Genomic DNA, 14,861 nt, shown 5'->3' with positions numbered 1-14,861 from the left:
CGGCCGAAGCTTGGAGCAGGCTGTGACCTTGCTGCTAACGAGGTTTGGCCAGCGGGAACGGCAATGTCTCGCGAATGCTGCGGCCGGTGATCATCATCACCACCCGATCCACGCCCATACCCAGCCCGCCGGTCGGGGGCATGGCGTACTCCATCGCCTGCAGGAAATCCTCGTCGAGTTCCATCGCTTCGGGGTCCCCGCCGGCGGCCAGCAGCGACTGCTCCTGCAGGCGGCGGCGCTGCTCCACCGGATCGGTGAGTTCGCTGTAGGCCGTGCCCAGTTCGACGCCCCAGGCCACCAAATCCCAGCGCTCGGCGACTCCGGCGATGCTGCGATGCGGACGGGTCAGCGGCGACACCGAGGTGGGGAAATCGGTGTAGAACGTCGGCGCCTCGGTGCGATCCTCGACGAGGTGCTCGTACATCTCCAGCACCACGGCGCCGGTGTCCCAGTGCGTGAGGTAGGGGATGGTGGCGTTGTCGCAGAGCCGGCGTAGCGTGCCCAGATCCGTGTCGGGCGCGATGTGCTCACCCAGCGCTTCGGACACCGCGTCGTGCACGGTGGTGACCCGCCACGGTCCGGCGATGTCGACCGGTTCCAGGGTGCCATCCTCGCGCGGGCGCATGAACACCTGCTCACCGTTGGCGGCCTGGGCGGCGTTCTGGATCAGCTCCCGGGCGCCGTCGATCCACACCCGATAGTCGGCGTGCGCCTGATAAGCCTCCAGCAACGTGAATTCGGGGTTGTGGCTGAAGTCCACGCCCTCGTTGCGGAATGCACGGCCGAGTTCGAAGACCCGCTCCACGCCGCCGACGCAGAGCCGCTTAAGGTACAGCTCGGGGGCGATGCGCAGATACAGGTCGAGGTCATAGGCGTTGATGTGGGTGAGGAACGGACGCGCATTGGCCCCACCGTGGATCTGCTGCAGGATGGGCGTCTCGACCTCGAGGAAACCCTTGTGCACCAGTGTTTCCCGGATCGCGTGCAGCACGGCGCTGCGCGCCCGTATCAGCTCACGCGCGTCGGTGTTGACCGCGAGGTCGACGTAGCGGGCCCGTACCTTGGCCTCCTGATCGGTCATGCCCTTCCACTTGTCGGGCAGCGGGCGCAGGCACTTGCCGATCAACCGCCACCGGCCCACCAGCAGCGACCAGACGCCTTTTCGGCTGCGTCCCATCGTGCCGGTCACCTCGACGAGGTCGCCGAGATCGATGGTGCGGGTGAAGTCCGCGGTGCAGCCGGTCTCGAGCATCGAATTGTCCAGCAGCAGTTGCACATCGCCGGACCAGTCCCGCAGTTCGACGAACAGCACGCCACCGTAGTCGCGGAGCCGCAGCACGCGGCCTGCCACGGTCACCGCTGTGCCCTCGGGGCTGTCGAGGGCCTGGGCCACGGTGTGGCTGGGCGGACTGCCCACCGGGTAGGCGTCGATGCCGTCGTCTTGCAACGCTTTCAGCTTGGCCATGCGGACCCGCACCTGCTCGGGCAACCGGGGAACGCCGCTGTCCTCGGGCGCATCGGTGCGCAGGCCGTCGAGGTCGGGTGCGGTGCCGTCGCTGTGCAACGTGCCCGTGGCGATCACCGAACCGGGCACGGCGGTGTGGTGGCCGGTGTGAGGCTGCTCGTGGCGGCGCGAGAACGGAAGAACCAGAAAGCCTTCGGCGATGACGGAGGCGATCCCGACCCGCGGAACCAGCCGCGCGTCCTCGTAGCAGGCGTAGCGAGGCACCCACTCTGGCTGGTACTTCATGTTGGACCGGTAGAGGGTCTCCAGCTGCCACCACCGGGAGAAGAACACCAGCAGAGCCCGCCACATCCGGGCCACTGGTCCCGCGCCGAGCTGGGCGCCTTGCTCGAAGGCCGACCGGAACATCGCGAAGTTCAGCGACACCCGGGTGATGCCGATCTCCTCGGCCTGCAGGCACAACTCGCTGACCATCAGCTCGATGGTGCCGTTGGGTGAGGCGGGGGAGCGGCGCATCAGGTCCAGCGACACCCCGTTGGTGCCCCACGGCACCAGCGAGAGCATCGCCACGACCTCGACCTCCTCGGTGCCCTCTGTGGCCGGGTCCTGAAGTGCCTCGACCAGAAGGCAGTCACCGTCGGCAGGATCGCCGAGCCGGCCCAGCGCCATCGAGAAGCCGCGTTCGTCGTCGGTGTCACGCCAGGTGTCGGCCCGCTCGATCGCGGCCGCCATCTCCTCGGCGGACAGGTCGCGGTGGCGGCGCATCCGCACCGTGACACCGGCGCGGCGGGCCCTGGTGACTGCTTGGCGGACCGCGCGCATGTCGGGTCCGGACAGGCGGAAGTCGTCGGGATGCAGGATCGCCTCGTCGCCGAGCTGCAACGCGCTCAGCCCGGCCTCTCGGAAGGCCTGGGCTCCCGTCGAACTGGCCCCCATCACCCCCGGCGCCCACCCGTAGGTCTCGCACAGTTCCAGCCATGCGGCGATCGCGGCCTGCCAGGCGCGCGGATCACCGACCGGGTCGCCGCTGGCCAGACACACGCCGACCTCGACGCGATAGGTGATCGCGGCGCGGCCGTTGGGTGCGAAGACGACGGCTTTGTCGCGGCGGGTCGCGAAGTAGCCCAGCGAATCGTTCTTCCCGAACTGTTCCAGCAGCCCGCGAATCGCGGATTCGTCCTCGCCGGTGAGCGCGTTGTCGGCGCGCTGGGACTGGAACAGCACGATCGCGGCGACCATGAGCGCGAGCGCGCCGAACAGTCCGAGCAGCGCGTTGACGAAGACATGCGGGTGGCCGGCGAAGGTGTCGGAGTCCGCTCCGGCGAACGCACCCACCCGGTTCAGCGCGTACCAGAAGCGATCCGAGCGGGCCAGCGAGCCGGGGAACACCTCGAGCAGCGCCCAGCCGACCAGGGTGCCCACCGTCATGCCGGCGAGCAGGACGAGCGCCGCCTTGAGCAGGGCGCCTCGGCGCACACGGGCCCAGAACTGTCGGCGCGCCAGCACCAGGCACACGACGGCGACGATGTGGAAGCCGAGACCGATGATCTCGCCGACCTTCTCGAACCAGCGCTCGCCGCCGTCGATCAGAGCGACCAGGTTCCAGATGGCTGCGGCGACCATGTAGCCGCTCAGAATCCACAGCGCGATGCGTTTGCGGGCGGCCAGCGCCGCGGCCAGCAGCGTGAGCACGAACGCCCAGGCGAAGCTGGTGTCCGGGAAGTTGAAGATGTAGTCGTCGACGAACTCGCGCGGCACCTTGATGGCGGCGCGGATCAGCGGCGAGATGCTGGCGAGCAGCGACAGCGTCGCGATGACGCCGACGATCCAGCCGGCGGCGGCAGGCACCCATCCGAAGCTGGGTGCGGGACGGGTCCTGGCAACGCCAGTGGTGGTCATAGGGCGCGAGGATAGGCGCTCACGCTGCGTCGCGGCTGCATGTTGGCCGCGCGCCGACGTCACCAGACCGGACCGGTGTACTTCTCTCCGGGGCCTTTGCCGGGTTCATCGGGTGCGGCGCTGCCCTCGCGGAACGCCAGCTGCAGACTCTTCAGGCCGTCGCGGACCGGTCCGGCGTGCGGACCGAGGTACTCCGCCGACGCCGTCACCAGCCCCGCCAGGGCCGTGATCAGGCGTCGTGCCTCGTCGAGGTCGCGGTGCGGGCTGTCGTCGGGGTCGTCTGCCGACAGGCCGAGCTTCTCGGCGGCCGCGCTCATCAGCATCACCGCGGCGCGGGTGATCACCTCGACCGCGGGCACCTCGGCCAGTTCGCGCGCGGGCGGCCCGGCGTCCGGTTCGGGATGTGCAGAGCTATCGGTCATGGCTGCTAGACTGACATGCGCGACCGTCCCGGCTAACGCCAGGGACAGCAAGTGGAGTCCCAACTCCCACCGCCTGCCGACGAATTATCACAGGTAGCGCGGTCCGGTCCGGATATCGGTGACGACGTCACCGGCGTCTGGCCTGGTCGGCATTGGGCCCTGCTATGAGCAGGGCTTATTCGTTCCTATGGGGACGTCTGCCGCCGGGGTGGGGACTCTGTGATGACAACAGGATCTACCCCGGGAGGCCCCATCAGCACTGAGACCCGCGTCAACGAGCGCATCCGCGTACCTGAAGTCCGTCTGATCGGACCGGGCGGTGAACAGGTAGGCATCGTGCGCATCGAAGATGCACTCCGCGTCGCCGCCGACGCCGATCTCGACCTCGTGGAAGTAGCGCCGGACGCCAAGCCGCCCGTGTGCAAGATCATGGACTACGGGAAGTTCAAGTACGAGACGGCGCAGAAGGCTCGCGAGTCTCGCAAGAACCAGCAGCAGACCGTCGTCAAGGAACAGAAGCTCCGTCCCAAGATCGACCCGCATGACTACGAGACCAAGAAGGGTCACGTCATTCGCTTCCTCGAAGCCGGGTCGAAGGTCAAGGTGACGATCATGTTCCGCGGCCGCGAGCAGTCGCGGCCCGAACTGGGTTTCCGCCTCCTGCAGCGCCTGGGCGCCGACGTCGCCGATTACGGCTTCGTCGAGACGTCGGCGAAGCAGGACGGCCGCAACATGACGATGGTGCTGGCGCCGCACCGCGGCGCGAAGACTCGTGCCAAGGCAGCCCACGATGCGGACGCACCGGCGCAGCAGCGCACTCCTGCGCAGCCCGCCGAAAACCAGCCCGACACATCACAGAAGAACTGAGGAAACATGCCCAAGGCGAAGACCCACAGCGGCGCTTCGAAGCGGTTCCGCAAGACCGGGACCGGCAAGATCGTCCGCCAGAAGGCCGGCCGTCGCCACCTGCTCGAGCACAAGGCGAGCAAGCGCACCCGCAGGCTCGACGGCCGCACCGCGGTGGCTGCCAACGACACCAAGCGTGTCGCGAAGATGCTCAACGGCTGACTCTCTCGGGCGCTCGCGCCCTCTCCCTTAACCAACCCAGATAGGAAACACCCATGGCACGCGTGAAGCGCGCAGTCAACGCGCAGAAGAAGCGGCGCACAGTACTCAAGGCCTCGAAGGGCTACCGCGGTCAGCGGTCCCGCCTGTACCGCAAGGCCAAAGAGCAGCAGCTGCACTCGTTGACCTATGCCTACCGTGACCGGCGTGCTCGCAAGGGCGAATTCCGCAAGCTGTGGATCTCGCGCATCAACGCCGCCGCACGGGCCAACGACATCACCTACAACCGTCTGATCCAGGGGCTCAAGGCCGCTGGCATCGAGGTGGACCGCAAGAACCTGGCCGAGATCGCCGTCAGCGATCCGGCTGCGTTCACCGCGCTGGTCGAGGCTGCCAAGGCCGCACTGCCCGAGGACGTGAACGCGCCGTCGGGTGAGGCTGCCTGACTCTGTCAGAGCTGACTGAGCGATCTGCCCGGGTGGTGGCGGCAGCCAAGCTGCACCGCCACACCGGGCGCCGCCGCGCCGCACGTTTTCTCGCCGAGGGGCCCAACCTCGTGGAGGCAGCGTTGCGGCGCGGACTCGTTTCCGAGCTGTTCGCCACCGAAGCTGCCGCGCAGCGATTCGCGGACCTGCTGACCGGGGCAACCGTCCAGCTGGTCACGGAGAAGGCCGCGAAAGCGTTGTCCGACACCGTGACTCCGGTGGGGCTCGTCGCGGTGTGCGAGCAACCGAGCGTCGACCTCGACGGCGTGCTGGCCGCGGGACCGACGATGCTTGCCGTCCCCGTCGGGATCTCCGAGCCCGGCAACGCCGGCACCCTGATCCGGGTGGCCGATGCGATGGGCGCCGATGCCGTCGTGCTGGCCGGCGAGAGCGTCGACCCCTACAACGGCAAATGCCTGCGCGCCTCAGCGGGCAGCATCTTCTCGATTCCGGTTGTCTCCGAACCCGATGCGCCGCACGTGGTCTCACGGTTGACGGCGGCCGGTGTACAGATCCTGGCCACCGTCCTCGACGGCGACGTTAACGTCGACGACGTCGATGCCTCGAACCCGACGGCGTGGTTGTTCGGTCCGGAGGCACACGGCCTGCCTGACGACGTGACGGCACTCGCGACCGCGCGGGTCCGTATTCCGATGCTGGGGGAGGCGGAGAGCCTCAACGTCGCCTCGGCGGCGGCCATCTGCCTCTACGCATCGGCCCGTAGCCGTCGCGCCGCGCAGCGCTGATCCGTTACTCGGCTTTGAGCATCCGCTCCGACACGGCGAGCAGGAGCTTGCGCGGTGCCACCCGGTACCCCGAGGCGAGGATGGCGTTCTTCAGCCCGGAGACCACGGTGGGCGTCGACTTGTCGAGCGCGGTGAGCGCGGTGTCGACGACCTCGGTGGCGCTCTGGCGCCCGTCGGTCATGAAGGTCTCGCCGGTGCGGTCGAAGAACTCGGTCTCTGTCGCGCCCGGGCAGAGCGCGAGGACCCGCACGCCGGTCTTGCGACATTCCTGCCACAGCGCCTCGGTGAAGGACAGCACGAACGCCTTCGTGGCGCCGTAGACGGCCATGCCGGGGGTGGGCTGGAATGCCGCCGTGGACGCCACGTTGATCACCACGCCGTGGCGCCGCTCGATCATCGCGGGCAGATAGCGTGCCGTCAGATCGACCAGCGTTCCGCAATTCAGTTGCACTGCGCCGGCATTGGCGTCGGGATCTTGGGTGTGGAACGCGCCGTGCAGGCCGATGCCCGCGTTGTTGATCAGGATGTCCACGCGGCGATCGAGCTCACCGACGCGCGCGGCAAGCTCGGCGCCGGACCCCGGGCGGGCGAGGTCGGCGGTGACGATGTCGACGACGATGCCGGGATGGCGCTCCGCCAGGCGTGCACGCAGCGCCTCGAGCCGGTCGGCGCGGCGGGCCACCAGGATCAGATCGGCGCCGCGCGCTGCGAGCTGGACCGCGAACTCCTCGCCGATACCGCCGCTCGCGCCGGTGATCAACGCCGTGCTGTCGGTGAACTCCACGCGGGGCTCCTTCGATGGTCGGAGCCCTCAGTGTGTCAGGTCCGTCAGGCCGCCGTGCGGCCCCGCGGACGCCCCGGCCGCAATGCGGCCAGCGCGAAGGTGGTGTGCACGAGCGAACCGGCGCGGTCGAGGAGCGTCTTGCCGTGGGGGACGTAGTGCATGGGAAGGCCGCGGCGCTCCCGTGGAGGCCCCATGAACGCGGGCGCTTCCACGAGCGGGGAGTCCGATGCGGCAGTGCCGTCGGCGCGCCGGTACGCGGCCACCGCGCGCGGGTGCAACCGGATCTCGTCGGGCACCGCGACGAACGCCAGCTCGACCAGCTTGCCGAACAGCCGCAGCAGGACTTCGTCGCCGGGCGTCCAGCGCATGCCGGCCTTCTCCCGCACCGCGGGGTCGAACAGTCCCGCCGCGATCCAGCGCTGCGCGCCGACCATCGGCTTGAACATCTGGTCCCACAGCGGCGTGGGCATCATCACGAAGCGGGGTTTGGGAATGCGGATCGAGAAGATGTCGCGAGTAGCGCGGTTGATCTCCAGATCCTCGCGGCACGTGCGGTCCCAGTACTCGCAGAATTCCTCCCACGAGCCGGGCACGGGCCGCATGCTCATGCCGTACATGCGATACCACTGGACGTGTTCGTCGAACAGTTGCCGCTTCTCGGCGTCGGTCAGGCCGCCGCAGAAGTACTCGGCCGTCTTGATGATCAGCATGAAAAACGTCGCGTGCGCCCAGTAGAAGGTGTCCGGGTCCAGCGCGTGGTAGCGACGGCCCGACGCGTCGACCCCCTTGATGGTCGTGTGGTAGCCCTTGATCTGCGCACCGGTCTGGGCGGCGCGTTCACCGTCGTAGACCACGCCCATGATCGGGTAGACGGAGCGGGCGACCCGCTGCAGCGGCTCGCGCAGCAGGATCGAGTGATCCTCGACACCGGCGCCGAGGGCGGGATACATGTTCTGGATCGCGCCGATCCACACCCCGAGCATGCCGGTGCGGACGTCGCCGAAGTACTTCCACGTCAGCGAGTCCGGGCCCAGCGGGTCCGATGTCGAGGTGCGCTGAGCCATCGCCGGTGATCGCATCACTTCACGCTAATGACTGACAACGGCCGTTGTCTACGGTCGGGCGGACCCTGTTATCGGGCCGCCATCGTGCGGTCGCACGCGGGTGACCTGGCTGTTCAGCTGCGCCGACGCGCTCGATTACGCTGACCGCTGTGGATGACAGTGAGGCGTCGGGGCCACTGGCGTGGCTGCGCACCGTCAACCATCACGCCGGGGCCGTCGCGTTTCTCCGCCGCGCACGCCGTGTCCTGCCCGGCGACCCCGAGTTCGGCGATCCGCTGTCGGTCGCGGGCATGGGAGGTCCGCGCGCGGCCGCGCGAGCGGCCGACCGGCTGTTGGAGCGCGAAGCACTGACCCGCGAGGTGAGCCTCGGCGCGCTTCAGGTGTGGCAGGCCCTGACCGAGCGGGTGTCGGGCCGGCCGGCCAACGACGAGGTGACGCTCGTGTTCACCGATCTCGTCGCGTTCTCCACCTGGTCACTGCGCGCCGGCGACGATGCCACGCTGCGGTTGCTGCGCCGCGTCGCACAGGTCGTGGAGCCGCCGCTGCTGGCGGCCGGTGGACACATCGTCAAACGCATGGGCGACGGACTGATGGCGGTCTTCGCCGATCCGTCCACCGCGCTGAGCGCCGTGCTGAACGCCAGAGAGGCCATTCGAACCATCGAGCTGGACGGGTACACGCCCCGCATGAGGGTGGGGATCCACACCGGCCGCCCGCAACGTATCGGCTCGGACTGGCTGGGTATCGACGTCAACCTGGCCGCCCGGGTGATGGAACGCGCGACCCGCGGAGAACTGGTCGTGTCGGCGGCGACGCTGGAGCGCATCGCGGAGGAGGAGCTCGACCGTCTCGGTGTCACCGCGAAACGGCTCCGCAAGCCCGTCTTCGCAGCGAAACAGGACGGCGTGCCCGACGACTTCGTGATGTACCGGCTGAGAACTCGCAGGCAGTTCGCAGGAAACGAGGACGAGAACGACGCCGCGTCCGGCGCATAGTGGATGTGGTGCAGTCCGGATTCCTGGTCGGCCTCCGCCGGGCGCGGTTCACCCTGAGCTACGCCGTGGCGGTGTCCGCCGTCACCGCCGCGATGGTGCGCATGGACCCGGCGATGCACGAGGCGCTGATCCGTCACGCCAGTACGAACCTGCACAACCTGAGCCGAGGCCGGTTCGGGACGCTGATCAGCAGCGCATTCGTCGTCGACGCCGGCCCGATCTATCTGTGGCTCCCCGGCCTGGTGTGCCTGCTGCTGGTGGCCGAGTTGACGCTCGGGGGCGGCCGGACCGCGCTCACCTTCGCAACGGGCCACGTCGGGGCGACACTGCTGGTGGCCGTCGGACTGGTGGCCGCCGTCAAACTCGACTGGCTGTCGGCGTCGATCGCCCGGGCCTCCGACGTCGGCATGAGCTACGGCGCGATGGCCGTGGTCGGGGTGCTCACCGCGGCCCTTCCCGCCCGATGGCGCGCGGCCTGGATCGGATTCTGGTGCGCGGCGGCCGTTGTCGTGGTGACTGGTGGCGGTGGATTCACCGACATCGGGCACACGGTGGCGCTGGCCCTCGGCATGATCGTGTCGACTCGGCTGCACGCACGCGCGCGCTGGTCGGTGCCCACGGCAGCCCTGCTGTGTATCGGTGGGGCGTTCGCGTTCCTGATGCTCGCCGACGGTCTGGTCGGGGTTGTCGAGGGCGCCGCATGGGGCACCGCGGGGGCACTGGCGGCCGCCGGTGTCGAACGCCTGCGGCGCTCGGAACCGGTGCGTGCGTCAGCAGGTCAGGCGAATTCGTCGGCTGATGCTGTCACCCAGTCCGAGCGCCAGGACTGCGGCGGGTCGTCGAGCAGTTCGCCTGGGGCCAGCCACTCGTAGATCTCGGCGTAGGTGCTGGTGCGCTGACCCTCGATGCGGCGGTTCAGCATGGCAGGGGACAGCTCGTGAAACCCGTTGAGCCCCATGGAAGCAACGATCTGCGCGGCACTTTCGACGGTGGCGCGCTGGAAGTTGACCACGCGGGCCGTCTTGTCGGTGACATCGAGGGCACGGCTGCGAGCGGGATCCTGGGTCGCCACACCCGTCGGGCAGCGATTGGTGTGGCACTTGAGGGCCTGGATGCAGCCGACCGCGAACATCATCGCGCGGGCGGCCATCGTGAAGTCGGCGCCCTGGCAGACCCGGCTGACGATGTCCACGCCACTGGCGACCTTGCCTGACGCACCGATCGCGATCCGGTCGCGCAACCCGGCGCCCACGAGGCAGTTGTGCACCAGCATCAGGCCCTCGGTCAACGGCATCCCGACGTGGTCCTCGAATTCCTGTGGGGCCGCGCCGGTTCCGCCCTCGGCACCGTCGACGATCACGAAGTCGGGGGTGATCCCGGTGGCCAGGAAACCCTTGCACAGCGACAGGAACTCGGTGCGGGCTCCGACGCACAGCTTGAAGCCGACGGGTTTGCCGCCGGAGGCGCGCCGCAGCGCCGCGATGAAGTGAGCGAACTCCACCGGCGTGCCGAATGCGGTGTGCGCCGGCGGGGAGACGACGGTGCGGCCCACCGGGACGCCGCGGGTCTCGGCGATCTCGGGACTCACCTTCGCGCCCGGCAGCACGCCGCCCAGCCCGGGCTTGGCGCCCTGGGACAGTTTGATCGAGATCGCTTTCACCGCGGGAAGTGCTGCCTTCTCGGCGAACTGGGCGGCGTCGAAGCGTCCCTCGGTGTCTCTGCATCCGAAGTAGCCCGACCCGATCTCCCAGATCAGATCCCCGCCTCCGGCGAGGTGATACGGGCTGATGCCGCCCTCGCCGGTGTCGTGGGCGAACCGACCGCGGGCGGCGCCCGTGTTCAGCGCCGTGATCGCGTTGGCCGACAGCGCTCCGAAACTCATGGCCGAGACGTTGAGGAGCGCGATGTCGTAGGGCTGCGTGCAGTCCGGGCCGCCGAGGCGGACCCGCGGGTCGAGGTCGTCGGCGAATCGAGCGCGCAGCGAGTGGCGCAGGAACTCGTAACCGAGCGCGGTGACATCGCGTTCGGTGCCGAAGGGTTCGTCGCCCTTGGTGCCCTTCGCCCGCTCGTACACCAGATCGCGCGTCTCTCGGTCGAACGGCGTGGCCTCGATGTTCGACTCGATGAAGTACTGCCGGATCTCCGGGCGGATCATCTCCATCAGGAACCGCACGTGGCCGATGACCGGGTAGAGGCGCAGGATCGTGTGCCGCCGCTGGATCAGATCCCACGAACCGAGGGTCGCGAGCCCCAGCAGCACGATCGCGGCGACGGCCCACCCCGCATGCGACAGGGCGGTCAGCGCTGCCGCGCCCGCTGCGAGCAGCCAGATTCCTGCGATCACCAGCGGCCGCATCACCACGGCGTGAGGGTATCGCGCCATCGCCTATGATCGCCGGGTGGCTGATCAGCCAGGGAAACTCACCGACGACGCGTTGACCGATGCGGTCAGTGCGGCCGGTCGCGCCTTCGCCGAGGCGGCGACCCTCGACGACCTCGCGCGCGCGAAAACCGAGCACCTCGGGGACCGCTCACCGATCGCTCTGGCTCGTCAGGCACTGGGCAGCCTGCCCAAGACCGAACGGGCCGACGCAGGCAAGCGCGTCAACGTCGCACGGACCGCCGCGCAGGGCGCCTACGACGAGCGGCTGGCGGCGCTGCGCGCCGAACGCGACGCCGCGGTGCTCGTGGCCGAGCGCATCGACGTGACGCTGCCGTCGAGTCGGCAACCGATCGGCGCGCGGCATCCGATCACGATCCTGGCCGAGCGCGTAGCGGACACTTTCGTCGCGATGGGGTGGGAGCTTGCCGAGGGACCGGAAGTGGAGACCGAGCAGTTCAACTTCGACGCGTTGAACTTCCCGCCCGATCACCCTGCCCGCAGCGAACAGGACACCTTCCACGTGGCGCCTGACGGCTCCCGGCAGGTGCTGCGCACCCACACCTCCCCGGTGCAGATCCGCGCGCTGCTCGAGCGGGAGCTGCCCGTCTACATCGTCTCGATCGGCCGCACCTTCCGCACCGACGAACTCGACGCCACCCACACACCGGTCTTCCACCAGGTGGAGGGACTCGCCGTCGACAAAGGACTGACCATGGCGAACCTGCGCGGCACGCTGGACGCGTTCGCGCGTGCGCAGTTCGGGCCGCAGGGGCGGACCCGGCTGCGGCCGCACTTCTTCCCGTTCACCGAGCCGTCTGCCGAGGTCGACGTCTGGTTCCCCGACAAGAAGGGCGGGCCTGGCTGGGTGGAGTGGGGCGGTTGCGGCATGGTCAACCCGAATGTGTTGCGCGCGTGCGGTATCGACCCCGAGGAGTACTCGGGTTTCGCGTTCGGTATGGGTTTGGAGCGCACGCTGCAGTTCCGCAACGGCATTCCGGACATGCGCGACATGGTCGAAGGTGACGTGCGCTTCTCGCTGCCGTTCGGGGTGGGCGCCTGATGCGTCTTCCCTACAGCTGGCTGCGCGACGTCGTAGCAGCCGGAGCTCCGGGCTGGGACGTGACGCCCGAGGACCTCGAGCAGACGCTGACCCGGATCGGCCACGAGGTCGAGGAGATCATCCCCGTCGGACCCGTGCGCGGCCCGTTGACGATCGGCCGCGTCGCCGCGATCGAGGAACTCACGGAGTTCAAGAAGCCCATCCGCGCCGTGAAGGTCGACGTCGGTGAAGAGGAACCACGCGACATCGTCTGCGGCGCAACGAACTTCGCGGTCGACGATCTGGTCGTGGTGGCGCTGCCCGGCACTGTGCTGCCCGGTGAGTTCACGATCGCCACCCGCAAGACCTACGGGCGCACGTCCGACGGCATGATCTGCTCGTCGGCCGAGCTCAACCTCGGCGCCGACCACTCCGGCATCCTTGTGCTCCCGCCGCAGACGGCGGCACCGGGGGACTCCGCCCACGAGGTGCTGGGACTCGACGACGTGGTCTTCCACCTCGCGATCACCCCGGATCGTGGCTATTGCCTGTCGGTGCGTGGCCTGGTCCGCGAGATCGCCAACGCCTACGACTTGGACTACGTCGATCCGGCGCTCGAGGTACCCGCGCTGCCCAGCGACGGTGAGGCGCTGCCGGTGGCGATCGATCCCGCGGCCGGCGTACAGCGCTTCACGTTGCGCCCCGTCACCGGTATCGACCCCACGGCGGTCTCACCCTGGTGGCTTCGGCGCCGCCTGCTGCTCAGCGGAATTCGCGCGATCTCCCCGGCCGTCGACGTGACCAACTACGTCATGCTCGAGCTCGGCCAACCCATGCACGCGCACGACCACAGCTTGATCCACGGTGGCTTCCGGGTTCGGTTCGCCGAGCCGGGGGAGACCGTGGTCACGCTCGACGATGTGGACCGTCGGCTCGACCCGGCCGACGTGCTGATCGTCGACGACGTCGCGACGGCTGCGATCGGCGGTGTCATGGGCGCCGGGACCACCGAAGTGCGCGACAGCACCACCGACGTCCTGCTCGAGGCCGCGGTCTGGGATCCGGCCGCGGTGTCGCGCACCCAGCGCCGGCTCCGTCTGCACAGCGAGGCCGGTCGCCGCTACGAACGCACCGTGGACCCGGCGATCTCGGTCGCCGCCCTCGACAGGGGAGCCGCGCTGCTGGCCGAGATCGCCGGCGGCACAGCACAACCGACACTCACCGACTGGCGGGGTGAGCCGCCGCGGCAGGACTGGTCACCGCCGCCGGTCCGCATGCCCGTCACCCTGCCCGACCGCATGGCCGGGGTCGAGTACCCGGCCGGGACCGCCCAGCGCCGACTGACCCAGATCGGTGCCACGGTCACCGTCGACGGTGACGACCTCACGGCGGTACCGCCCAGCTGGCGCCCCGACCTGCGGGAACCCGCGGATCTGGTCGAAGAGGTGATGCGCCTCGAAGGTCTCGACGCCGTCCCGTCGGTGCTGCCTGCCGCGCCCGCCGGGCGCGGCCTGTCCCCGGTGCAGAAGCGGCGCCGAGCGATCGGAAAGGCCCTCGCGCTCGGCGGTTACGTGGAGATCCTGCCGACGCCGTTCCTGCCCGCGGGAATCTTCGACCAGTGGGGACTCGCGGCCGACGACCCGCGCCGGACCACCACCCGAGTGCTCAATCCCCTCGAATCCGATCGACCGGCGCTGGCCACCACGCTGCTGCCCGGCCTGCTGGAAGCGTTGAGCCGCAACGTCTCCCGTGGAGCCGCCGATGCGGCGCTGTTCGCGCTGGCGCAGGTCGTCGAACCCACGACCGCGACGCGGGCCGTGGACCGCATCCCCACGGACCGGCGCCCCACCGACGAGGAGATCGCGACATTGGACGCGTCGCTGCCCCGCCAGCCGCAGCACGTCGCCGCGGTGCTGACCGGGTTGCGCGAACCCGCCGGCCCGTGGGGCCCGGGACGTCCCGTGGAACCGTTCGACGCCTTCGAGGCGGTCCGGATCGTCGGCCGGGCGGCCGGCGTCGAGTTCACGCTGCGCGCGGTCGAGTACCTGCCCTGGCACCCCGGCCGGTGCGCTGCGGTGTGCCTCGGCGACACCGTCGTCGGGCACGCCGGGCAGCTGCACCCCGCGGTGATCGAGCGCTCCGGTCTGCCGAAGGGCACCTGTGCGGTGGAGCTGGACCTCGACGCGGTGCCGATCACCGAGCTGCTGCCGGCTCCGCGCGTCTCACCGTTTCCCGCGGTGTTCCAGGATGTCGCGCTCGTCGTCGACGACGACGTGCCCGCGCAGGAGGTCGTCGACGCGGTGCGCGACGGTGCGGGTGACCTCCTCGAAGACGTCCGGCTCTTCGACGTCTACAGCGGTCCGCAGGTCGGCGAGGGCCGCAAATCGCTGGCGCTCGCGCTGCGCTTCCGCGCCGACGATCGGACGCTGACCGAGGACGAGGCCAGCGCCGCACGCGATGCGGCGGTGGCCGCCGCGGCCGCCGCGGTCGGCGCCCAGCAGCGGCGCTGACCAG

Annotated in this window: 13 protein-coding genes; 8 read left to right on the top strand and 5 right to left on the bottom strand. The window is 69.5% G+C overall.

Features of this window, described 5'->3' with window-relative positions; translation table 11 throughout:
• Positions 1-34: 34 nt before the first annotated feature.
• Positions 35-3,364 carry a bifunctional lysylphosphatidylglycerol synthetase/lysine--tRNA ligase LysX gene (gene lysX / locus ACZY1G_RS24660; protein ID WP_463823870.1) on the bottom strand — a complete coding sequence of 1,110 codons (3,330 nt, stop codon included), beginning with the start codon at positions 3,362-3,364 and terminating at the stop codon, positions 35-37.
• 59 nt (positions 3,365-3,423) lie between these two features.
• Positions 3,424-3,786 (bottom strand): DUF1844 domain-containing protein, encoded by a 363-nt coding sequence (locus ACZY1G_RS24655; RefSeq protein WP_463818010.1) that lies wholly within the window; start codon positions 3,784-3,786, stop codon positions 3,424-3,426.
• Between the two features lie 252 nt (positions 3,787-4,038).
• On the opposite strand from ACZY1G_RS24655, the gene infC reads away from it, so the two are divergent.
• The 4 genes from infC to ACZY1G_RS24635 are packed head-to-tail and all read left to right on the top strand — an operon-like array spanning position 4,039 to position 6,082.
• Positions 4,039-4,653, top strand: coding sequence for a translation initiation factor IF-3 (infC, locus tag ACZY1G_RS24650; protein ID WP_335333579.1), 615 nt, complete (start codon positions 4,039-4,041; stop codon positions 4,651-4,653).
• Between the two features lie 6 nt (positions 4,654-4,659).
• A complete protein-coding gene (rpmI, locus tag ACZY1G_RS24645; protein ID WP_046366216.1) occupies positions 4,660-4,854 on the top strand; it encodes a 50S ribosomal protein L35 in 195 nt (64 codons plus the stop codon).
• Positions 4,855-4,907: 53 nt separating this feature from the next.
• Positions 4,908-5,297 (top strand): 50S ribosomal protein L20, encoded by a 390-nt coding sequence (rplT, locus tag ACZY1G_RS24640; protein ID WP_335333540.1) that lies wholly within the window; start codon positions 4,908-4,910, stop codon positions 5,295-5,297.
• Between the two features lie 32 nt (positions 5,298-5,329).
• A complete protein-coding gene (locus ACZY1G_RS24635; protein ID WP_463818011.1) occupies positions 5,330-6,082 on the top strand; it encodes a TrmH family RNA methyltransferase in 753 nt (250 codons plus the stop codon).
• Positions 6,083-6,086: 4 nt separating this feature from the next.
• Here ACZY1G_RS24635 and ACZY1G_RS24630 read toward each other — a convergent pair whose 3' ends face one another.
• Together ACZY1G_RS24630 and ACZY1G_RS24625 are read right to left on the bottom strand one after the other, a co-directional pair.
• The gene (locus ACZY1G_RS24630) at positions 6,087-6,866 is read right to left on the bottom strand and encodes an SDR family NAD(P)-dependent oxidoreductase (protein WP_463818012.1); all 780 of its coding nucleotides are present in this window, start codon (positions 6,864-6,866) and stop codon (positions 6,087-6,089) included.
• Between the two features lie 44 nt (positions 6,867-6,910).
• Positions 6,911-7,930, bottom strand: a complete 1,020-nt coding sequence (locus tag ACZY1G_RS24625) for an oxygenase MpaB family protein (protein WP_463818061.1) — start codon at positions 7,928-7,930, stop codon at positions 6,911-6,913.
• 149 nt (positions 7,931-8,079) lie between these two features.
• Here ACZY1G_RS24625 and ACZY1G_RS24620 point away from each other — a divergent pair, with 149 nt between their 5' ends.
• Together ACZY1G_RS24620 and ACZY1G_RS24615 are read left to right on the top strand one after the other, a co-directional pair.
• On the top strand, positions 8,080-8,925 hold the full coding sequence (locus ACZY1G_RS24620) for an adenylate/guanylate cyclase domain-containing protein (RefSeq protein ID WP_463818013.1): 846 nt from the start codon (positions 8,080-8,082) through the stop codon (positions 8,923-8,925).
• 8 nt (positions 8,926-8,933) lie between these two features.
• A complete protein-coding gene (locus ACZY1G_RS24615) occupies positions 8,934-9,797 on the top strand; it encodes a rhomboid-like protein (protein WP_463823869.1) in 864 nt (287 codons plus the stop codon).
• Here the strand turns inward: ACZY1G_RS24615 and ACZY1G_RS24610 are convergent.
• The gene (locus ACZY1G_RS24610) at positions 9,704-11,281 is read right to left on the bottom strand and encodes an FMN-binding glutamate synthase family protein (protein ID WP_463818062.1); all 1,578 of its coding nucleotides are present in this window, start codon (positions 11,279-11,281) and stop codon (positions 9,704-9,706) included. The genes ACZY1G_RS24615 and ACZY1G_RS24610 overlap by 94 nt on opposite strands.
• A gap of 43 nt (positions 11,282-11,324) precedes the next feature.
• Here ACZY1G_RS24610 and pheS point away from each other — a divergent pair, with 43 nt between their 5' ends.
• Both pheS and pheT read left to right on the top strand, forming a co-directional pair.
• Positions 11,325-12,368, top strand: a complete 1,044-nt coding sequence (gene pheS / locus ACZY1G_RS24605) for a phenylalanine--tRNA ligase subunit alpha (RefSeq protein ID WP_463818015.1) — start codon at positions 11,325-11,327, stop codon at positions 12,366-12,368.
• A complete protein-coding gene (gene pheT / locus ACZY1G_RS24600) occupies positions 12,368-14,857 on the top strand; it encodes a phenylalanine--tRNA ligase subunit beta (RefSeq protein WP_463823868.1) in 2,490 nt (829 codons plus the stop codon). Before pheS ends, pheT begins: the two co-directional genes overlap by 1 nt.
• The last annotated feature ends 4 nt before the right edge of the window (positions 14,858-14,861 follow it).

It is taken from the genome of Mycobacterium sp. IDUB_5, assembly GCF_055419565.1.
Note: the sequence above shows the minus strand (reverse complement) of the source record. Positions and strands in the feature narration are given on the sequence as shown.

Excerpts from the sequence above, each read along its gene's own strand:
- lysX (WP_463823870.1), bottom strand. The coding sequence starts at position 3,364 with ATGACCACCACTGGCGTTGCCAGGACCCGTCCCGCACCCAGCTTCGGA.
- ACZY1G_RS24655 (WP_463818010.1), bottom strand. The coding sequence starts at position 3,786 with ATGACCGATAGCTCTGCACATCCCGAACCGGACGCCGGGCCGCCCGCG.
- rpmI (WP_046366216.1), top strand. The coding sequence starts at position 4,660 with ATGCCCAAGGCGAAGACCCACAGCGGCGCTTCGAAGCGGTTCCGCAAG.
- rplT (WP_335333540.1), top strand. The coding sequence starts at position 4,908 with ATGGCACGCGTGAAGCGCGCAGTCAACGCGCAGAAGAAGCGGCGCACA.
- ACZY1G_RS24625 (WP_463818061.1), bottom strand. The coding sequence starts at position 7,930 with ATGGCTCAGCGCACCTCGACATCGGACCCGCTGGGCCCGGACTCGCTG.
- ACZY1G_RS24610 (WP_463818062.1), bottom strand. The coding sequence starts at position 11,281 with ATGCGGCCGCTGGTGATCGCAGGAATCTGGCTGCTCGCAGCGGGCGCG.
- pheT (WP_463823868.1), top strand. The coding sequence starts at position 12,368 with ATGCGTCTTCCCTACAGCTGGCTGCGCGACGTCGTAGCAGCCGGAGCT.